Source organism: Candidatus Contendobacter odensis Run_B_J11 (genome assembly GCF_000531125.1).
Classification (GTDB): domain Bacteria; phylum Pseudomonadota; class Gammaproteobacteria; order Competibacterales; family Competibacteraceae; genus Contendibacter; species Contendibacter odensensis.
In genome coordinates, this window is sequence record NZ_CBTK010000260.1 from 1 (window position 1) to 16666 (window position 16666).

Below are 16666 nucleotides of genomic sequence, written 5' to 3' on the forward strand. Positions count from 1 at the left end.
AAGTTTCTCTTATCAGTATATGCTAATTTACTATCACGGGAAAATTTACAGAAGGAAATTTTTCTTTGAATGCCTATTTCCCCATCTTCCATTTGATATTGCAACCAATGCTGGGTTTTTGATTCGGTGAAATTGGCTGTCCGGCCAATATCGCATCCGCCGCTGCCCGCAAATCAGCGCCATTCACCGGGACCGTATTACCGGGCCGACTGCCGTCGAACTGGCCGCGATAAACCAAGGTGCGGTTTGCGTCGAACAGGAAAAAATCTGGAGTACACGCGGCCTGATACGCCTTAGCGACCGCTTGGCTTTCGTCATACAGATAGGGAAAGACATAGCCGGCGCTTTTCACTTCCTCAGCCATTTTGGCCGGGCTGTCGCTAGGATAGTCGGCGGCATCATTGGCGCTGATCGCCACAATGGCTAATCCTCTGGCCTGATATTCGCGGGCGAATCGCGCCAATTCCGCTTGGATGTGCTTGACGAAGGGGCAATGATTGCAGATGAACAGAACCAGCAGCGCCGGTGCTGTTGCAAAATCGGCCAGCGCTACGGTGTTGCCGGTGGCGGGTTCGGGCAGACTAAAAGCAGGGGCGGTAGTACCGAGCGGCAGCATGATGGACGAGACTTGAGCCATGACGAGGGTTCTCCTTTATGCGGATTTTACGGATATGAGCCGCTAAATCAGACCGTCCGCCAAGGCGTTCAGTTGCGCCACGGCTTGTTCGAGGTCGCCGCCGTATTCAAACCGATAGCACTCACAAGAATCAATCAGATGGGCCAGCGTTTCAAATCCGCGCAGGCCGATTAAATCGTAGTTGAAGGAGTGGCCGCTGAGGGTGACAAAGGCTTCGGTGCGGGGCATCGGGCGCAGGCTCATGGCAGCACCGGCTTTGAACTGCGGAAACACAATCCAGCGGGGTTGAGCCAGTTCCTGATCCCGTTCAATGCTGTCGGTCGGGGGGCGCAGATGGCAGAGCGTACCTTTGCGGGTCTTGGGATATTCCGGCCCCAGCACCGCATCCGGCGCGAAAGCGCGAATGACGGCAATGGACTCGTTTTTGAGGGCAACCAGCCGGGGGAATGGTGCTAATAAGCCATCTTTTGGCCGAACCAATCCAAACTCGTCAGATAACAACCGCCAACCGCGATGGCAAAGCGCAGCACTGAGCGTACTTTTGCCAGAACCTGGCCATGCGGGCAATATCAGCGCCTGATCGTCCCTTGCAATAACGCCGGCGTGAAGCATCAGGTAATGATGGGCGCGGGTCGCTACGCACCAGTTCAAACCCCATTCCAGGAAAGGCAGGGCAGTATCGCGAGGGAAAGGTTCAAATGGCTCATCATCATCCAAGAGGAAATGAGCCTGTGGTTGCCAAGGACGCCGCCAATGAGTGCGACTCAACAGATTGATGTGGAAGTCAACGAAATCGTCAGCCGATAATAAATAGTCGGCATACATTCGCTGGAGAAGCGGCGCAAATTCAATTAAATCGCTATGTAAGCGGAAACGGAAGGAACCTGCTCTAAAACAAAGATCACCGAAACGAAGCCGGTTTTGCTGATCAACAGTTGCGAGTTCCGCGAACTTCACATCATTTCCGGTTCAATGAGACCAATGCCATCCAGTAAGACCATCGTTTCCTGGAGATAGGCAACAGTTTCGGCATCAAATTCAAGGTTTTCATAGACTCCAGCCAGTTGTTCAATGAGTTCCGACAACTCAAGTGGTTGAGTTTTAAGCAGCGTCAGAATATCAACTGCAAACTGACTCAACTGATGAGTTTGCGCCGATCCAGTATTGAAAAAAACATATTTTTCCGCATCCCAGAAGTACCATTTTGATTCATCACAACGGCTAGATCGCCAGCGCATAGTTTTTATCAGTTACGGTTGAACAGAACCCCAGCAAGCAGCAGAATGAAATGCGTTTTGATCACCAAGGGGAGCTGGAACAAAATTATCATCTTTGTCTATATAGCCAAGTGCTCCGTTGGGGCCAACATTGTCCAATTGATTGGGAGGGATATTCTGATCAACCCAGCCTGGCTGTGCTGGAACCGCTTTTGTAGAGCATATCGCGCTAGCCATTGCCAACCGCCCGTGAAACAAAGTCATTACCGCTGGCGTCGCCAGCATCGCGCCTTTGACCCAGCGCCGCCGCCCCTGCGAAGGTTGCGCATTCGTCACCGCTTCCACACCCGAAGATTGCTGGTCATGCTCAGTCATGGGATTGCTCCTTGAAGTTTTTCAAAAGTGAATTTGGCTGAAAACAAAGCAAATTTCATTCCAAATCTAAAAAATACTCGATAACCCACTGTATTTAATACAAATCACTGAAAATCTCCAACAGACCTCATCATGGCGAGTGTAAAATTTGCCATAATTTATCGGTGCCTCCAACGCGATTATTTTCAACATGCGCTCCAACCTCCTGCTACACGCTATCGCTAAACCTGAATCTTTACCAACACTTAGCTTGCATGACTGGGACTGTTTACTGCCCCAGGCCCGCCGATCCGGGGTAGTCGCTAAACTTTACACCTCACTGGAGGCACAGGGCCAACTCGACCGCATCCCGCCCCAAGTGCAGCCGCATTTGGAAGCTGCCGCGATCATCGCCACCGAACACGAACGCCGCAGCCGTTGGGAATGCAACCGCATCCAACGCGCCCTATTTGACCTGCCAAGCCTTGATTTTCCAGTGATTTTACTCAAAGGTGCCGCCTACGTCATGGCCGGCTTGCCCTGCGCCCGTGGCCGGTTGGTATCCGATGTAGACATTATGGTGCCCAAATCCAGCCTGTCCACCCTTGAAACGGCGCTGACTCAGCACGGCTGGGAGAGTGTAAAAAAAGCTGACTACGACGATCACTACTATCGCCAGTGGATGCACGAACTGCCGCCGCTCCGGCATCGGCTGCGTGGCACAGTGGTAGACGTCCATCACACCATCCTGCCGACAACCAGTCGCCTGAAGCCCGACCCGGCGCAACTGATCGCGGCTTCCCGTCCCCTGCCCGGCACCCCGTTCCGCGTCTTCGCTCCGACCGACATGGTGCTGCACAGCGTCGCCCATGCCTTCCACGACGGCGAACTGGCCAACCCACTGCGCGACCTGCTGGACTTGCACCAACTGCTCAGCCATTTCAGCGCGCACGAACCCGACTTCTGGGACACGCTGCCGCAACGCGCCCGGCAACTGCACTTAGGCCGGCCCCTGTTTTACGGGTTGCGCTACGCCCAACGCTTTTTGGGAACGCCGGTGCCCGCTGCCGTCACTCGCGCCCTGCAACCCTGCGCCCCACCTTGGCCGACGCGGCTCCTCATGGATCGGTTACTCACCGCCATTACCCTGACCGAACAACCCCGCCGCATGGGTCCGGCCACCGCCCGCTGGCTGCTCTATATCCGCTCGCACTGGCTGCGGATGCCGCCCCTGCTGCTTGCCCGCCATCTGACCACCAAGGCGACTGCCCGCCTGCGCAGCCGCGCCTGAAGCTCCGAACCAAGCCCGCCGGTAACGGTCAATCCCGACGCGCTACCGGGTTTTTCAGCCTTGCTCGCGCCGAATGAACCGTGCAATTCCCTGATCAGGAGACTTCTTATGCAACGCTATAAACCGCCGTTCTGGCTGCTCGCTGTCCTCGGCCTGCTGTACAACGCGGCCCTCTGGGCAGCGGAATACCCCGATTTCGCTACCCTGGTTGAGCAGAACAGCCCGGCGGTGGTCAGCATTCAGACCAAAGTTGATGTCAAGGAGCGGGATCAAAACCGACGCGGCCACCCGCCGATTCCTGAAAATAGCCCGTTCCACGACTATTTCAAAAAATTCTTTGAACAAATGCCGAACCTGCCCGCGCAACCGCGATCCTCGGTCGGTTCCGGCTTCATCATCTCGGCGGACGGCTATATCGTCACCAACGCTCATGTGGTCGAGGACGTGGACAGCATCGTGATCGGTCTGAGCGACCGCACCGAATTACCCGCGCAAGTCATCGGCAAGGACCGCCGCAGCGACATCGCCCTGCTTAAAGTCAAGACCGACGCCAAGCTACCCACGGTCAAACTCGGCGACACCCAAAAGATCAAAGTCGGCCAATGGGTGCTGGCTATCGGTTCGCCGTTCGGCTTCGAACGTAGCGCTACCCAAGGCATCATCAGCGCCCTGGCCCGCAGCCTGCCCAATGACAACTACGTGCCGTTCATCCAGACCGATGCCGCCGTCAATCCCGGCAACTCCGGCGGGCCATTGTTCAATCTCGACGGCGAAGTGATCGGCGTCAACTCACAGATTTACAGTCGTTCCGGTGGCTATCAGGGCGTCTCCTTCGCCATTCCCATTGACGTAGCAATGGACGTAGTGGATCAGATCAAGGCAGGCGGCAAGGTAGCGCGTGGCTGGCTGGGCGTACTGATTCAGGAAGTCACCCCGGAACTGGCGCAATCCTTTGGGCTTGACAAGCCACGCGGCGCCCTGATTGGGCAAGTAATGGCCGATAGCCCGGCGCAGGGAGCCGGAATCAAAACCGGCGACATTATTACCGCTTTCAACAACCAGCCGGTGCGGCATTCCAGCGATCTGCCGCTGATGGTCGGGCGCACCCGGCCCGGAACCTCCGCGCCGCTCACCGTGATTCGTGATGGCAAGGAGCAGGTGCTGACGGTGCAGATCAAGGAATTACCGGAAGAGGCCAAGCTGCAACAAGCGATTGCTGAACCGTCCACCCACAATCGGCTGGGCCTGATGGTGACGGAATTACCCGCTGACCAGCCCAAGCAAGGCAACCAAGGCGTATTGGTCAAGGATGTAGACGAGGGTCCAGCAGCCAGCGCCGGCATCCAGCCGGGCGACATTATCACCCGGGTCAACAATCAGGAAATCAGCGACGTTGGCCAGTTTACGGAACTGGTGAAAGCGTTGCCGGCTGGCCGACCGATCCCGGTGCTGGTCAAGCGTGAGAACGGCGCGTTATTCCTGGCGGTGACTATTCCGGAAGCCGAAAAAAACTGACAGCCTGCATCATCAAAATATCTCTCGCCCGCGTCGGGCGAGGGAAAACAAGGCTCTATACATGCTGGACAACAGCCGGATTCCCGGCTTTGGGGCTGCCACAGGCGATTTCCAGCAAGCGCTCAGCCAGCTACTGCAACTCACCCGATTCCCCGGCGCCATTCGCGATTTGCCGGGTGATTTCATCAATCCGCTCCATCGCTCCGTTGATCAACGCGATGCCCTGTTGCGGTTGCTTCAGCGCATCGGGGCTTCCAGAAAGGAATCCACCACCGCAGTCCAGGCTTTGCTGATATTGCGCAGATCGTAACCGCCACCGCCCACCCCGACGATGCGGCCCTCGGCGAATTCTTCGGCGATCTGGCACAAACCGCAGGCGGCGCGGCTGTGAGCGCGGGCTGTGTAGTGCAGATGGGCCAGCGGGTCGCCGTTCAAACCGTCAGCGCCGCAATTCATAAATACGAACTGCGGTTCCCACTGGCGCAGAAAATTCTCAACCTTGTCCCACATCAGCATAAAGTCGTCGTCGGCTGACAGCGGCAACAACGGGATATTGAGCTTGCGCCCCTTGGCCAAGCCCTTGCCGACTTCGTGGGAGAAGCCGCTCTGCGGGAAGTTGTAACGGCCATCTTCATGGATATCGGCGAAGATGACGGTCGGGTCGGACTCGAACGGATAAAACACGCCGTCGCCATGATGGGCGTCAATATCCACATAAGCGATGCGTTCCAGGCCGTAGTCTTGTTGCAGAATCTTGATGGCCACGCCGACATCGTTGAAGACGCAGAAACCGGAAGCGGTGTCGGGCATGCTGTGATGCAGGCCGGCGATAGGCACAAAAACCCGCCGGGCCTCGTTGTTCATCACCTTGCAGGTGGCGTCAATTACGGTGCCCACCACGAATGAAGCATCCTCGAAGACGCCTTTGTAAGCGGGGGTATCGCCATAATCCAGCAAGCCCTCGCCAGCCTCGGAGTAGATTTTGACCTTTTCAACATATTCGGGGGTGTGGAACAGTTTGAGCTGTTCCTCGGTTGCTATCGCCGGTTGAAAGATGCGCACCTGGTAGTCGAGGTGGCGAATGTGCATCTCGTCCCAAAAAGCGTGGATGCGATCTTCACCGAAAGGATGATCCTCGAAACCGTAGCGCCCCAGTTCTTCGCCCGCATAAACGGCCACTGTTCTACTTCGCGCCATTACTCTCAATCCTCTATATCTTAATGGAGTTAGCCACTTTTCAGCACCGCATCATAAGCGAGTTCGGATATCAACCCCAACAGCAACCCCGGCGGCGGTTGGATCACGGCGCAGAGAGTTGTAACCTCGATAAAATTTCCAGTCAGGAGTCCACCCGAAATGACCGTTACCTCGGACGCCAAGCCACTACGGCTGGCGATTACCGGCATGAGTTGTGCCGGGTGCGTCGCTGCGGTGGAAACCGCACTGAGCGGAGTAGCCGGTGTTGCCAAGGCACAGGTCAATTTCGCCGAGCGCACCGCGCAAGTGATGGGTGATGTTGCGGCGGCGACCCTGATTGATGCGGTTCGAGCGGCGGGCTATGAAGCCGCCGAATTACGCGATACCCACGCCGAGGCGGAGGAGCGCGAGGCGGCAGAACAGGCTCACTATCGGCGGCTGGTCCGCAACACCCTCATCGCCGGTCTCCTGGCCGCGCCGCTGATGATCGCGGAGATGGCGGGTTGGCTCCCAGCGCTCACCGCACCAAACGGCCCCCGGTTCTGGATTGCAACCGGTCTGCTGACCTTGGCGGCGATGGTCTACAGTGGCGGACATTTCTTTATTGGCGCCTGGCGCCAGTTCCGCCACCACACCGCCAACATGGATACGTTGATCGCATTGGGTACTGGCGCGGCGTGGCTCTATTCGATGCTGGTGACGCTGTTTCCCGCCAGCGTACCGAGCCTGGCCCGTCATGCCTATTTTGAAGCGGCAGTGACCATCATCGCCCTGATCAATCTTGGTTCCGCGTTGGAAAGCCGGGCGCGGGGCAAAGCGTCCGCCGCCATTCAACGCCTGCTCGGTCTGCAACCGAAAACCGCCCGCGTGGTTGAGGGCGACTTGGAACGCGATGTACCGATTGAATCTATTGGTATTGCGATGCTGATCCGGGTGCGGCCCGGCGAGAAAATCCCGGTGGACGGCGAAATCACCAGCGGTCAATCCCTCGTGGATGAAGCCATGCTGACCGGCGAAGCCTTGCCGGTGACCAAGCGTGAAGGCGATCCCGTCACCGGCGGCACGGTGAATCAAACCGGCACTTTTGTATTCCGCGCCCGCCGGGTGGGATCGGATACGGTGTTGGCACAGATCATCGCCAGTGTGCGCCAAGCCCAGAGCAGCAAGCCGCCGATTGCCCGGCTGGCCGACCGGGTCGCAGCCATCTTTGTTCCCTCAGTGCTGATCATCGCTGTACTCACCGCGCTGGTTTGGTTCAATTTCGGTCCTGAACCGCGTCTGAGCTACATGCTGGTCACCACCCTCACCGTATTGATCATCGCCTGCCCCTGCGCGCTGGGACTGGCTACGCCGATCTCGATCATGGTCGGGGTCGGCAAAGCGGCCGAATACGGCATCCTGATCCGCGACGGCGCAGCGTTGCAACGGGCCGGGCAGTTGACCACGGTAGTTCTGGATAAAACCGGCACCGTCACTATCGGTCGCCCCACCGTAACCGCCATCGTCGCCGCGCCTGGTTTTGAGGAAACGGAGATATTCCGGCTCGCCGCCGGTTTGGAAGCTGGCTCCGAGCATCCGCTGGCGCGGGCGATTCTGGACGCCGCCGGTGAGCGCGGTCTCACTCTTTCTCCAGTAGCGCAGTTCCAGGCGATTACTGGGCAGGGCGCAGTTGGTCAAGTTGAAAATCGCACCCTCATGGTGGGTAACCGCCGACTTTTGGCGGAACGCAGCATTGACACTACCCCGCTGCATACGGAAGCGGAACGGTGGGCGGCGCAGGGTCAAACCCCGGTGTTTGTGGCGGTAGATGGTGCGCTGGCCGGTCTGATTATGGTCGCTGATCCGCCTAAACCGGATGCTGCCGCCGCTATCGCCCGGTTGCGCGCATTAGGGTTGCGGCTGGTGCTGCTGACCGGCGATCACGCGGCTACCGCTCATGCGATTGCGGCGCAAGTCGGTATTGATGAAGTGTTCGCTGAAGTGTCGCCAACCGACAAGGCCAAGCTCATCGTCGATCTTCAGGCCGATGGCGCGGTGGTCGGGATGGTCGGCGATGGGATTAACGACGCTCCGGCGCTGGCGCAAGCGGATGTTGGCTTTGCCATGGGCACCGGCACCGACATCGCTATCGAAAGTGCAGGCATCACCGTGGTGCGCGGCTCGCTGCATGGCATTGCCGATGCGGTCGCCATCTCGCGCGCGACGCTCAGCAACATTCGGCAAAATCTGGTCGGCGCTTTTCTTTACAATATCTTGGGCATTCCGCTCGCGGCGGGTGCGCTCTACCCCGCGACCGGGCTGCTGCTTAATCCGATGCTGGCTGGCGCCGCGATGGCGCTCTCGTCCTTCACGGTCGTTAGCAACGCCAACCGGCTCCGTAGTTTCCATCCACGAGGCACACCCACATGACCCCGCTTATCGTCAATCTGGCCGGACTGGGCCTGATCGCCCTGATTGTCTGGTGGTTCTGGATCGCGCGCCGATGAAATTACTATCTCTCCCGCAACCCTCCTGGCTGAATCGGCTGGGACTGGCGTTAACCTCGGTGCTGGCAATCGCGGCGGGATTCATCCTCGCCTCGCTGCTGTTCACGGTGCTACTGATCGCCGGGCTGGCGGTCGGCGGCTGGCTGTGGTGGCAATTCCGCCGGCTGGGGCAATCCGCCCGTGCCGCCGCGCCCAACGTGATCGAAGGCGAGTACACCATCGAATCCGCCCACCCCCTGTTGGAAAATGAGGGAACGCCCAACCGGAAACCGCCGATTTCTCCACTGCCGCGTCATCCGGCATGAACCCGGTTGGGCGTCCCAGTCCCACTGCCGATCCGGCTACGCAGCGAATTCACCGCGAGCAAGTGCGATTGCTGTACGCACAAGCCCCGCTGGGCGCAGTCGCCAGCTTAATCGTCGCCCCCCTGCTGGCGCTGGTGGCCTGGGAGGTGCTGCCGCATCCGGTATTAGTCACCTGGTTGGCGCTGCTGGAAACCACCATTCTGATCCGACTGGCTCTGACCTTCGCGTTTCAGCGCCGCTCGCAGCCCGATGCCGATATGGAACGCTGGGCCGCCCGCTACACTTGGGCCTGCACCGCCAGCGGCATCTGCTGGGGCGGTTGCGCTCTGCTGCTGGCGTTGTCACCCTCGCTGGTCTACGACACCTTTATCGCCCTGATCCTGGGCGGCGTGATGATGGGCGGCGTTTTTACCCTGGCCCCGGTGCTGATGACCTATGTGGCCTACGCCCTGCCTCTCGCGTTGCCGCCGCTGCTGTGGTTGCTGCTGCACGGCGATCCGCTGCGCGCCATCATGGGTACTACCGGCGTGCTCTACCTGCTGCTGGCGCTGGGCACTGCCTACCGCTACCACCATGCGCTGACCCAATCGTTGCGGCTGGCTCAGGAAAAGAGCGAACTGGCCTGTTCCTATGCCGCCGCCAAGCAGCAGGCCGAGGACAGCAATCAACAACTGGCTGAACAACAAGCGGCGCTGATCGATAGCGTAGCCGCGATGCGAACCCTGTATGCGGCCATTTCCATTCCGCGCCGCCATCCCGGCGAACAGATTCAGGCGCTGCTGGCGATGGGCTGTCAGCGCTTTGGCTTGAACATCGGGATCCTGTCCCACGTCGAGGGCGAGCGCTATGAGGTGATGCAAGCCTTGGCGCCCGGCGGAGAAATCACTCAGGGCGATGTTTTTACGCTCGGCGACACCTATTGCCGCGAAACGCTGCGCGCCCAGCAACCGCTGGGTTTCGAGCAGGCTTCGGCCAGTCACCAACGCCAGCATCCCTGCTATCGCAAGTTCAAGCTGGAAGCCTATCTGGGCGCTCCAGTGCGGGTAGGCAGCCAGATCTACGGAACGTTGAACTTCAGTTCGGCCCAGCCACGACCGATTCCGTTCACTCCGGTGGATCGAGAACTGATTCAGCTTATGGCGCAATGGGTGGGCGGCACTTTGGAGCAGGAACGGATGGCGGCGACCGCCCAGCGCCAACAAGCCTTGCTGGCGCATACCTCGCGCCTTAATACCCTCGGTGAAATGGCTTCCAGCCTGGTGCATGAAATCAACCAGCCGATCACCGCGATCAGCTTGTACGCGGAAGCCGGCTTGATCCAGTTGCAAACTGGCGGGTTTGAGCCGACCGATCTGCAGCAAGCCCTGGAAAAAATCGCCGCCCAGAGTATCCGGGTGCAAACCATTATTCAGCATATCCGCCACTTTGCCCGCCAGAGCAAACCGCAGTACAGCGCTGTCGGCGCTGACGGACTGCTCAGCGACATTGCCGATTTCCTGAAGCTGGAAGCGCGGCGTCACCAAGTCCGCATTCGCCATAAAATAGCTCCCCATCTGCCATGGGTACTGGCCGATGCACTCCAAATCCAGCAGGTGATTCTCAATCTGGTCCGTAATGCAGTGGACGCTATCGGCGACAGCGAGGGGATGCGCACGATCACCGTGTCCGCCCAACCGGCGCAGGATGCGGTCGAAATCACCGTTCAGGACACCGGCCCCGGACTGGCGCCCGATATGCTTGGGCAATTGCTGCACCCGTTTTTCACCACCAAACCCGATGGACTGGGCTTGGGGCTTTCCATCAGCCAATCCATTATCGAGGCTCACGGCGGCCGGTTGTGGGCGACCGCCAACCCAGGTCCCGGCGTCACCTTTCACTTCACCCTGCCCGTCGCCCATCGCGTCAGCCCGCCAGAGCGCGCACCCGCCGAGATCAGGGTTAGCCAGACGGCGGCCGGATGATGACCGGTTTCCAAGCCATTCCTCCGACCGTACTGGCGTTGCTGTATGTCATCGGTGGTTTCATCTGGCTGTTGGCGGGCGCTCCGCTGGTTTTTCCCCATCTGCTAAAACCGGGGCTTTTCGTGGTTGCCAGTGGCGCCTTGTTCTACGGATTATTGCGCTTTCAGGCCCGCACCACACAGCGCGTTACCCAAGCCGCCGAATTGACCGCGATCAACCAAACTCTGAAACGGCAAATCGCCGCTCGCGTCCAGGCGGAAATAGCCCGGCGCGACAGCGAAGAACAGTTTCGCCAGTTGGCTGAACACATCCGTGAAGTATTCTGGGTACATGGCATCGCCGAGGAGCGACTGCTCTATGTGAGTCCGGCCTATGAAGAGATTTGGGGACGACCGGCGCAGAGTTTTCTGGAACGGCCACTGGACTGGATCGAAGCGGTTCATCCCGACGACCAGCCACAGGTTCATGCCGCGCATATCGCCAAACTCGAATCCGGGGTTCTCAATGAGGAATATCGAATCATCCGCCCCGATGGAACGATTCGCTGGATTTGGGATCGGGGTTTTCCCATCCGCGACGCATTCGGCTATGTTTATCGCATTGTCGGTTTGGCCGAAGACATTACCGCTCGCAAACTGGCCGAGGATCAATTGCGGCGGCAGCAGGTCGAGCTGGCGAAAACAGCGCGGCTCAGTTTGGCAGTGGAACTGGCATCGAATCTGGCCCACGAACTGAACCAGCCGCTGGCGGCGATTGTGGCGTATACCCAGGCCTGCCTGACCCTGCTGCGCCGGGATCAGACCGATCCGCGAGATTTGACCGCTACCCTTGAAGCCGTCGTCAACCAGGGGCTGCGGGCCGGTGAGATCATCCGTCACCTGCGCGAGTTGGTGCGCAAGCATCCCTCAGCCCAGAGCGCACTCGATATCAATGCGCTGATGGGTGCGATGGTTCATTACGCCCAATTGGAACTGCACCAGGCCCAGGTCACGGTACGACTGGAACTGGCGGAAGCGCTGCCGACGATCCTGGCCGACGACCTCCAAATTCAGTTGGTGGTGCTTTATCTGATGCGTAACGCCATCGAGGCGATGAGCGAAACCAACGACAGACTGCGTGAATTGACCTTACGCACGGCGCTGCTGGATACGGACACCGTACTGGTCACCGTGCATGACACCGGCCAAGGACCTGGCGCGGAAGAGACCGAACACCTGTTTCAGCCCTTTTTCACCACCAAGCCCAGTGGCATGGGACTAGGGCTGTCGGTCAGCCGCTCGATCATCGAATCCCAAGGCGGAAAGCTGTGGGCGATGCCCAATCCCGAACCGGATTGCGGTATGTCGTTCCAGTTCACGCTACCGATCCACCGCCACCCTCCCGGTCCCTCCTGCGCATGAGCAAGCCCCCCACTGTTTTTATCATTGACGACGATCCGGCGGTGCGCGATGCGCTTGGGTTGCTGCTGCGGGCGGGCGGGCTCAGCGTGGATACTTTCGCCAGCGCCGCCGAATTTCTCGCTGCCGACGCCGCCCGCCAGCCCGGCTGTGTGGTGCTGGATGTGCGGATGCCCGGCATGAGTGGCCTGGAGTTGCAAAAGCAGCTCCAGACTCAGGGCAACCGCATTCCGATCATCTTTATGACCGGCCACGGCGACGTTCCGATGGCGATCCGGGCGATGAAGGCCGGCGCCTTCGATTTCATCGAAAAGCCGTTTCAGGGTGAGATGCTGCGGGCGCGGATTCACGAGGCGCTGGAACTCGATAGCCGGGAACGCCGTCGGCAGACTTTGCGCGCCGATGCGGCGGCGCGCATGGCGCGGTTGTCGCCCCGCGAGCGGGAAGTGCTGGATCGCGTGGCGATGGGGCAATACAACAAAGTGATCGCCGCCGAATTGGGGATCAGCCTTTCCACCGTAGAAATTCATCGCAAGCGGGTGATGGAAAAAGTGCAAGCGGAGTCGCTGTCGGATCTGATCCGAATGCTGGCGCTGCTGAACAACACGGGTTAACACTATTGCCAACTCGTTATTCGCTCGAACGCCGCCGCCCCGCGAATGCCTGCAAAGCCGCTACTGCCTCCGGCGCGTGTAATCGCTCGGTGAAATACCGTCCCTCCAACGCAATGGTTTTCTGCACCGCTTCGGCCTCGCCCCGTTTCAGCAGCCACTTGGTCAGATGCACTGCTGCTGCCGGTTGCCGGGCCAGCCGCTGCGCCGTCGCCAGCGCCTGCTCCAGCGTCGCATCCGCATCGGCGCTGATAGCATTGATCAGCCCCCAATCCAGCGCTTGCTCAGCACTGAACGGCTCGCCCAGCAGCAGCAATTCCACCGCCCGTGGGTAACCGATCAACCGTGGCAATAGCAGACTGGACCCGGCCTCCGGGCACAGGCCAAGGTTCACAAACGGCAATTGCATCCTGGCTCCAGCTCGCGCATACACCAGATCGCAATGCAACAACAATGTCACTCCGATGCCGACCGCCATCCCCGTTACCGCCGCGATCAACGGCTTCTCGAACTGGCGCAGCGCCGCCAGGAACTGGAACACCGGACTCTCCTCACCGGTCGGCGGCGCCGCCAGGAAATCAGCGATGTCATTGCCGCTGGTGAAGCTGTCGCCACTGCCGGTCAGCACCACCACCCGCACCTTTGCATCTGCCGTCGCCGCAGCCAAGGCCGCAGTTAGAGCGGTGTACATCGATTGTGTTAGGGCATTTTTCCGGTCAGGACGGTGGATCCGAATCAGCATCACCTCATCCCGGTATTCCATTAAAATCTCTTCCACCTTGATCTCTGCCATTGATTTACTCTCCGCAATGCTGCTTGATGCACGACTCAACGCTTCGCCAGGCACTTGCCCGCCGGTGGCGCATTAGCCTATAAAAAGGTTGCGACTCGCCGCCACCTCGACTTGGGAAACCTCCATGATTGCCACTGACAGCGTGCTGCTCACCGATTTGTATCAGCTCACCATGCTCCAGACTTACCATGCCGAACGCATGCATGAAACGGCTGTATTCGAACTCTTCACCCGTCGACTGCCCTTGGAACGGAATTTCCTGATTGCTGCTGGCTTGGAACAAGTGCTGGACTATCTGGAAAATTTGCACTTCACCGCCGAAGAATTGGACTGGCTGGCAGATTGCGGCCGTTTCGGCCCTGATTTCATCGCGGCGCTGGCGACATTCCGCTTTACCGGTACGGTTCATGCTCTGCCGGAAGGCACCGCCTTTTTCGCCAATGAACCGGTGTTGCGAGTGACGGCTCCGCTATCACAGGCGCAATTGGTAGAGAGTCGGTTGATCAATCTGATTCACTTCCAGACCGTGATCGCGTCCAAAGCTGCTCGCTGTGTATTGGCGGCGCCCGACAAGTTGCTGGTGGATTTCGGGATGCGCCGCGCTCACGGCGCGGAGGCGGCATTACTGGCGGCGCGGGCGGCCTATCTAACCGGTTTTGCCGGTTCTGCCACGGTGTTGGCCGGGATAAAATTCGGCATTCCGCTGTTCGGCACCATGGCGCACTCGCTGATTCAGGCTCATGACCGCGAGGAAGACGCCTTTGAGCGCTTTGCTATCGCCCAGCCGGGCAATGTGGTGTTGTTGATTGACACTTACGACACCGAAGCGGCCGCACATAAACTGGTCAAGCTGGCTCCACGCCTGCGTGAGTACGGCATTACTATCAAAGGGGTGCGTATTGACAGCGGTGATCTGGCCGAACACGCCCGCCGGGTTCGCCGCATCCTTGACGCTGGTGGTTTGGCCGAGGTCACGCTGTTCGGCAGCAGCGATCTGGACGAATACCGCCTGCGCGAATTGCTCGCCGACGGTGCGCCGTTCGACGGTTTCGGCATCGGCACCCGGCTGGATGCGTCCACCGACGCACCGACCCTGGATTTGGTTTATAAGCTGCAAGACTACGCGGGACGGCCACGGCGCAAGCGTTCCGAGGGCAAGGCCACCTGGCCGGGTCGTAAACAGGTCTATCGGCAGACTGCGGCGGACAGTGCTTTCATCGGCGACTGTCTGGGGCTGGAGGACCAGCCGCGCCCCGGTGATTCACTGCTCATCAAAGTGATGGAACACGGCCGGCGTCTGCAACCCCCCGAACCCCTGGCCGTCATTCGCAATCGGACGCGAGCGCAACTGGCGGCGCTGCCTGTCGCTCTGCGCGCCCATCAGCCTGCGCCGCCCTATCCGGTGACCATTGCACCAGAGTTGTACGAACTGGCGGCGCGGCTGGATCGGGAAGCACATTAGGCAGCGGAAGAGTAGGATTTTTGCTTTTTCCGTTCCGCCCTGACGCTTCGACGGGATCAGCGGTCGAAGCGCGCCTCATGAGTGAAGAACGGGAACGGGGTTAGGCGTCACCATGCGTCCGTTCGAACACCGGTGTTCCAGACTTCTTTGCAACTTCGGCATGTGTACATATCAATATTTCGGAGGTTCCTCGACACTTTCTGTGGAGTGGCTCCATCAGAGCAGGTTGCAGCTCGCTGAGCAGGCTGGATGCCAAACTTATATTTTTTTAAAATCGAGGTAATTGCAAAGTAAATAAAATAGGTAACCCCCCGGCTCTGCCGGGGAGACAGTAGCCGTTTGACATTTCAGGGAGTCCATCGAGGAAACTCTGCGTCGTGAGCCGCCAAAGCACATGACGAGGAGAACCTCGATGGACCATTCCCAAAGCCTAAACCACTCCCGTTGGGCGTGCAAATACCATGTAGTCTTCATCCCCAAGGGGCGTCGCCGTGTCCTCTATAAGCAACTGAGGAAGTATTTAGGGACTGTGTTTCACGACCTGGCCCGGCAAAAGGAGAGCCGGATCGAAGAGGGGCATTGGATGGTCGATCATGTTCATATGTTGATCTCGATTCCGCCGAAGTATGCGGTTTCGCAAGTCATCGGCTTTATCAAGGGAAAAAGTGCTATTCATCTTGCGCGGGTTTACGCTGAGCGGAAGCAGAATTTCACCGGTCAACACTTTTGGGCGAGGGGCTATTTTGTCTCGACCGTTGGGCGTGATGAATCGGTCATTCGTGAATATATCCGCAATCAGGAGTTAGAAGATCAGCGTCTTGATCAAATCGATCTGTGGCGCTAATCGCCACCTTTAGGTGGCACTCACCCGCTGGGCCGCGTTAGCGACCTATTAGCCGCTTTGAGCGGCTCACAACCGAAAGCCCCCGGCTCTGCCGGGGGATTGTTACTCAGCCTATGAAGGCTAACCCGTTGATGGTGATCACCAAAACTGTCCGAAGTATTGAAAGATAGGATGCGGAGAAAAATTTGAGAAGCAGCCATAAGGTTCATCTTGGCGATAAAACCGGATCGGTTCTCCCATATTCGTATTCTTCTGGCGCAACACCTGCAGCAATTCCCCGCAACTGCGCAGCAGTGCGCCATCGCCTTTGGCCAGTTGTCGCCATTCAACGGTACCGGCCATGCCAAGGCAATCGTGCTATGGGGTAGCCGGACTGGGTGGGCCGAAGAGCAGACGTAACCGGTAGGCATCGTTGAGGGCGGCGCGGAGTTTGCGGCGGCGGATGCTATCGCGTGGAGGGCCATTATGGCGCAGCATGTTCAGGGCGACGCGGCGGATCAGGGCCAGGTTTTCCGGGGCGTGATCGCGGCGGGTCCGGCAGGCATCCTCGCCGAATTGCACGTCCAACACCCAGTGCGGGGCATTCTCAATGGCCC

At 58.9% G+C, this 16666-nt stretch carries 16 protein-coding genes and 1 pseudogene; 9 read left to right on the forward strand and 8 right to left on the reverse strand.

Features of this window, described 5'->3' with window-relative positions; genetic code table 11:
- Window positions 1-73 precede the first annotated feature (73 nt).
- The 4 genes from BN874_RS15180 to BN874_RS24675 are packed head-to-tail and all read right to left on the reverse strand — an operon-like array spanning window position 74 to window position 2229.
- Entirely contained in the window at window positions 74-637 is a 564-nt protein-coding gene (locus BN874_RS15180; RefSeq protein ID WP_034435044.1) for a thioredoxin family protein, read from the reverse strand.
- 42 nt (window positions 638-679) lie between these two features.
- Complete coding sequence (locus tag BN874_RS15185; protein ID WP_034435045.1) at window positions 680-1594, reverse strand: HprK-related kinase A; 915 nt, start codon at window positions 1592-1594, stop codon at window positions 680-682.
- Window positions 1591-1875 (reverse strand): hypothetical protein, encoded by a 285-nt coding sequence (locus BN874_RS15190; RefSeq protein ID WP_034435046.1) that lies wholly within the window; start codon window positions 1873-1875, stop codon window positions 1591-1593. Before BN874_RS15190 ends, BN874_RS15185 begins: the two co-directional genes overlap by 4 nt.
- Before the next feature lie 12 nt (window positions 1876-1887).
- Window positions 1888-2229 (reverse strand): hypothetical protein, encoded by a 342-nt coding sequence (locus tag BN874_RS24675; protein ID WP_154724963.1) that lies wholly within the window; start codon window positions 2227-2229, stop codon window positions 1888-1890.
- A 190-nt stretch (window positions 2230-2419) separates the two neighbouring features.
- Between BN874_RS24675 and BN874_RS15195 the strand changes: the two genes are divergently transcribed.
- Window positions 2420-3499: a nucleotidyltransferase domain-containing protein gene (locus tag BN874_RS15195; RefSeq protein WP_034435047.1), complete on the forward strand. Its 1080-nt coding sequence runs from the start codon at window positions 2420-2422 to the stop codon at window positions 3497-3499.
- Window positions 3500-3607: 108 nt separating this feature from the next.
- A complete protein-coding gene (locus tag BN874_RS15200) occupies window positions 3608-5014 on the forward strand; it encodes a DegQ family serine endoprotease (RefSeq protein ID WP_034435049.1) in 1407 nt (468 codons plus the stop codon).
- Window positions 5015-5251: 237 nt separating this feature from the next.
- Here BN874_RS15200 and BN874_RS15210 read toward each other — a convergent pair whose 3' ends face one another.
- Window positions 5252-6211, reverse strand: a complete 960-nt coding sequence (locus tag BN874_RS15210) for an arginase family protein (RefSeq protein WP_034435052.1) — start codon at window positions 6209-6211, stop codon at window positions 5252-5254.
- A gap of 159 nt (window positions 6212-6370) precedes the next feature.
- Here BN874_RS15210 and BN874_RS15215 point away from each other — a divergent pair, with 159 nt between their 5' ends.
- From BN874_RS15215 to BN874_RS15235, 5 genes are all read left to right on the forward strand, one after another.
- Window positions 6371-8620, forward strand: coding sequence for a heavy metal translocating P-type ATPase (locus BN874_RS15215; protein ID WP_034435053.1), 2250 nt, complete (start codon window positions 6371-6373; stop codon window positions 8618-8620).
- 73 nt (window positions 8621-8693) lie between these two features.
- Entirely contained in the window at window positions 8694-9002 is a 309-nt protein-coding gene (locus BN874_RS15220) for a hypothetical protein (RefSeq protein ID WP_034435054.1), read from the forward strand.
- Window positions 8999-10963: a GAF domain-containing sensor histidine kinase gene (locus BN874_RS22775; protein WP_051497903.1), complete on the forward strand. Its 1965-nt coding sequence runs from the start codon at window positions 8999-9001 to the stop codon at window positions 10961-10963. The genes BN874_RS15220 and BN874_RS22775 overlap by 4 nt, the downstream gene beginning before the upstream one ends.
- Window positions 10960-12363 (forward strand): sensor histidine kinase, encoded by a 1404-nt coding sequence (locus BN874_RS22780; protein WP_081756428.1) that lies wholly within the window; start codon window positions 10960-10962, stop codon window positions 12361-12363. Before BN874_RS22775 ends, BN874_RS22780 begins: the two co-directional genes overlap by 4 nt.
- Complete coding sequence (locus BN874_RS15235) at window positions 12360-12974, forward strand: response regulator transcription factor (RefSeq protein WP_034435055.1); 615 nt, start codon at window positions 12360-12362, stop codon at window positions 12972-12974. The genes BN874_RS22780 and BN874_RS15235 overlap by 4 nt, the downstream gene beginning before the upstream one ends.
- Window positions 12975-12990: 16 nt before the next feature.
- Here the strand turns inward: BN874_RS15235 and BN874_RS15240 are convergent, their stop codons facing one another.
- Window positions 12991-13764 carry an enoyl-CoA hydratase gene (locus tag BN874_RS15240; RefSeq protein ID WP_034435056.1) on the reverse strand — a complete coding sequence of 258 codons (774 nt, stop codon included), beginning with the start codon at window positions 13762-13764 and terminating at the stop codon, window positions 12991-12993.
- A gap of 124 nt (window positions 13765-13888) precedes the next feature.
- Between BN874_RS15240 and BN874_RS15245 the strand changes: the two genes are divergently transcribed.
- Together BN874_RS15245 and tnpA are read left to right on the forward strand one after the other, a co-directional pair.
- Complete coding sequence (locus tag BN874_RS15245) at window positions 13889-15226, forward strand: nicotinate phosphoribosyltransferase (protein WP_034435057.1); 1338 nt, start codon at window positions 13889-13891, stop codon at window positions 15224-15226.
- Window positions 15227-15638: 412 nt separating this feature from the next.
- Complete coding sequence (tnpA, locus tag BN874_RS15250) at window positions 15639-16070, forward strand: IS200/IS605 family transposase (RefSeq protein WP_034435058.1); 432 nt, start codon at window positions 15639-15641, stop codon at window positions 16068-16070.
- 138 nt (window positions 16071-16208) lie between these two features.
- On the opposite strand, the gene BN874_RS15255 is transcribed toward tnpA, so the two are convergent.
- Window positions 16209-16412: an NADAR family protein gene (locus tag BN874_RS15255; protein WP_034435059.1), complete on the reverse strand. Its 204-nt coding sequence runs from the start codon at window positions 16410-16412 to the stop codon at window positions 16209-16211.
- 15 nt (window positions 16413-16427) lie between these two features.
- A pseudogene (locus tag BN874_RS25185) lies at window positions 16428-16666 on the reverse strand (ISAs1 family transposase); the annotation flags it as partial.

What these genes read in the sequence shown, in the direction of transcription:
- BN874_RS15180 (WP_034435044.1), bottom strand. Translation starts at nt 637, where the DNA reads ATGGCTCAAGTCTCGTCCATCATGCTGCCGCTCGGTACTACCGCCCCT.
- BN874_RS15190 (WP_034435046.1), bottom strand. Translation starts at nt 1,875, where the DNA reads ATGCGCTGGCGATCTAGCCGTTGTGATGAATCAAAATGGTACTTCTGG.
- BN874_RS24675 (WP_154724963.1), bottom strand. Translation starts at nt 2,229, where the DNA reads ATGACTGAGCATGACCAGCAATCTTCGGGTGTGGAAGCGGTGACGAAT.
- BN874_RS15195 (WP_034435047.1), top strand. Translation starts at nt 2,420, where the DNA reads ATGCGCTCCAACCTCCTGCTACACGCTATCGCTAAACCTGAATCTTTA.
- BN874_RS15200 (WP_034435049.1), top strand. Translation starts at nt 3,608, where the DNA reads ATGCAACGCTATAAACCGCCGTTCTGGCTGCTCGCTGTCCTCGGCCTG.
- BN874_RS15210 (WP_034435052.1), bottom strand. Translation starts at nt 6,211, where the DNA reads ATGGCGCGAAGTAGAACAGTGGCCGTTTATGCGGGCGAAGAACTGGGG.
- BN874_RS15215 (WP_034435053.1), top strand. Translation starts at nt 6,371, where the DNA reads ATGACCGTTACCTCGGACGCCAAGCCACTACGGCTGGCGATTACCGGC.
- BN874_RS15220 (WP_034435054.1), top strand. Translation starts at nt 8,694, where the DNA reads ATGAAATTACTATCTCTCCCGCAACCCTCCTGGCTGAATCGGCTGGGA.
- BN874_RS22775 (WP_051497903.1), top strand. Translation starts at nt 8,999, where the DNA reads ATGAACCCGGTTGGGCGTCCCAGTCCCACTGCCGATCCGGCTACGCAG.
- BN874_RS22780 (WP_081756428.1), top strand. Translation starts at nt 10,960, where the DNA reads ATGATGACCGGTTTCCAAGCCATTCCTCCGACCGTACTGGCGTTGCTG.
- BN874_RS15235 (WP_034435055.1), top strand. Translation starts at nt 12,360, where the DNA reads ATGAGCAAGCCCCCCACTGTTTTTATCATTGACGACGATCCGGCGGTG.
- BN874_RS15240 (WP_034435056.1), bottom strand. Translation starts at nt 13,764, where the DNA reads ATGGCAGAGATCAAGGTGGAAGAGATTTTAATGGAATACCGGGATGAG.
- BN874_RS15245 (WP_034435057.1), top strand. Translation starts at nt 13,889, where the DNA reads ATGATTGCCACTGACAGCGTGCTGCTCACCGATTTGTATCAGCTCACC.
- tnpA (WP_034435058.1), top strand. Translation starts at nt 15,639, where the DNA reads ATGGACCATTCCCAAAGCCTAAACCACTCCCGTTGGGCGTGCAAATAC.
- BN874_RS15255 (WP_034435059.1), bottom strand. Translation starts at nt 16,412, where the DNA reads ATGGCCGGTACCGTTGAATGGCGACAACTGGCCAAAGGCGATGGCGCA.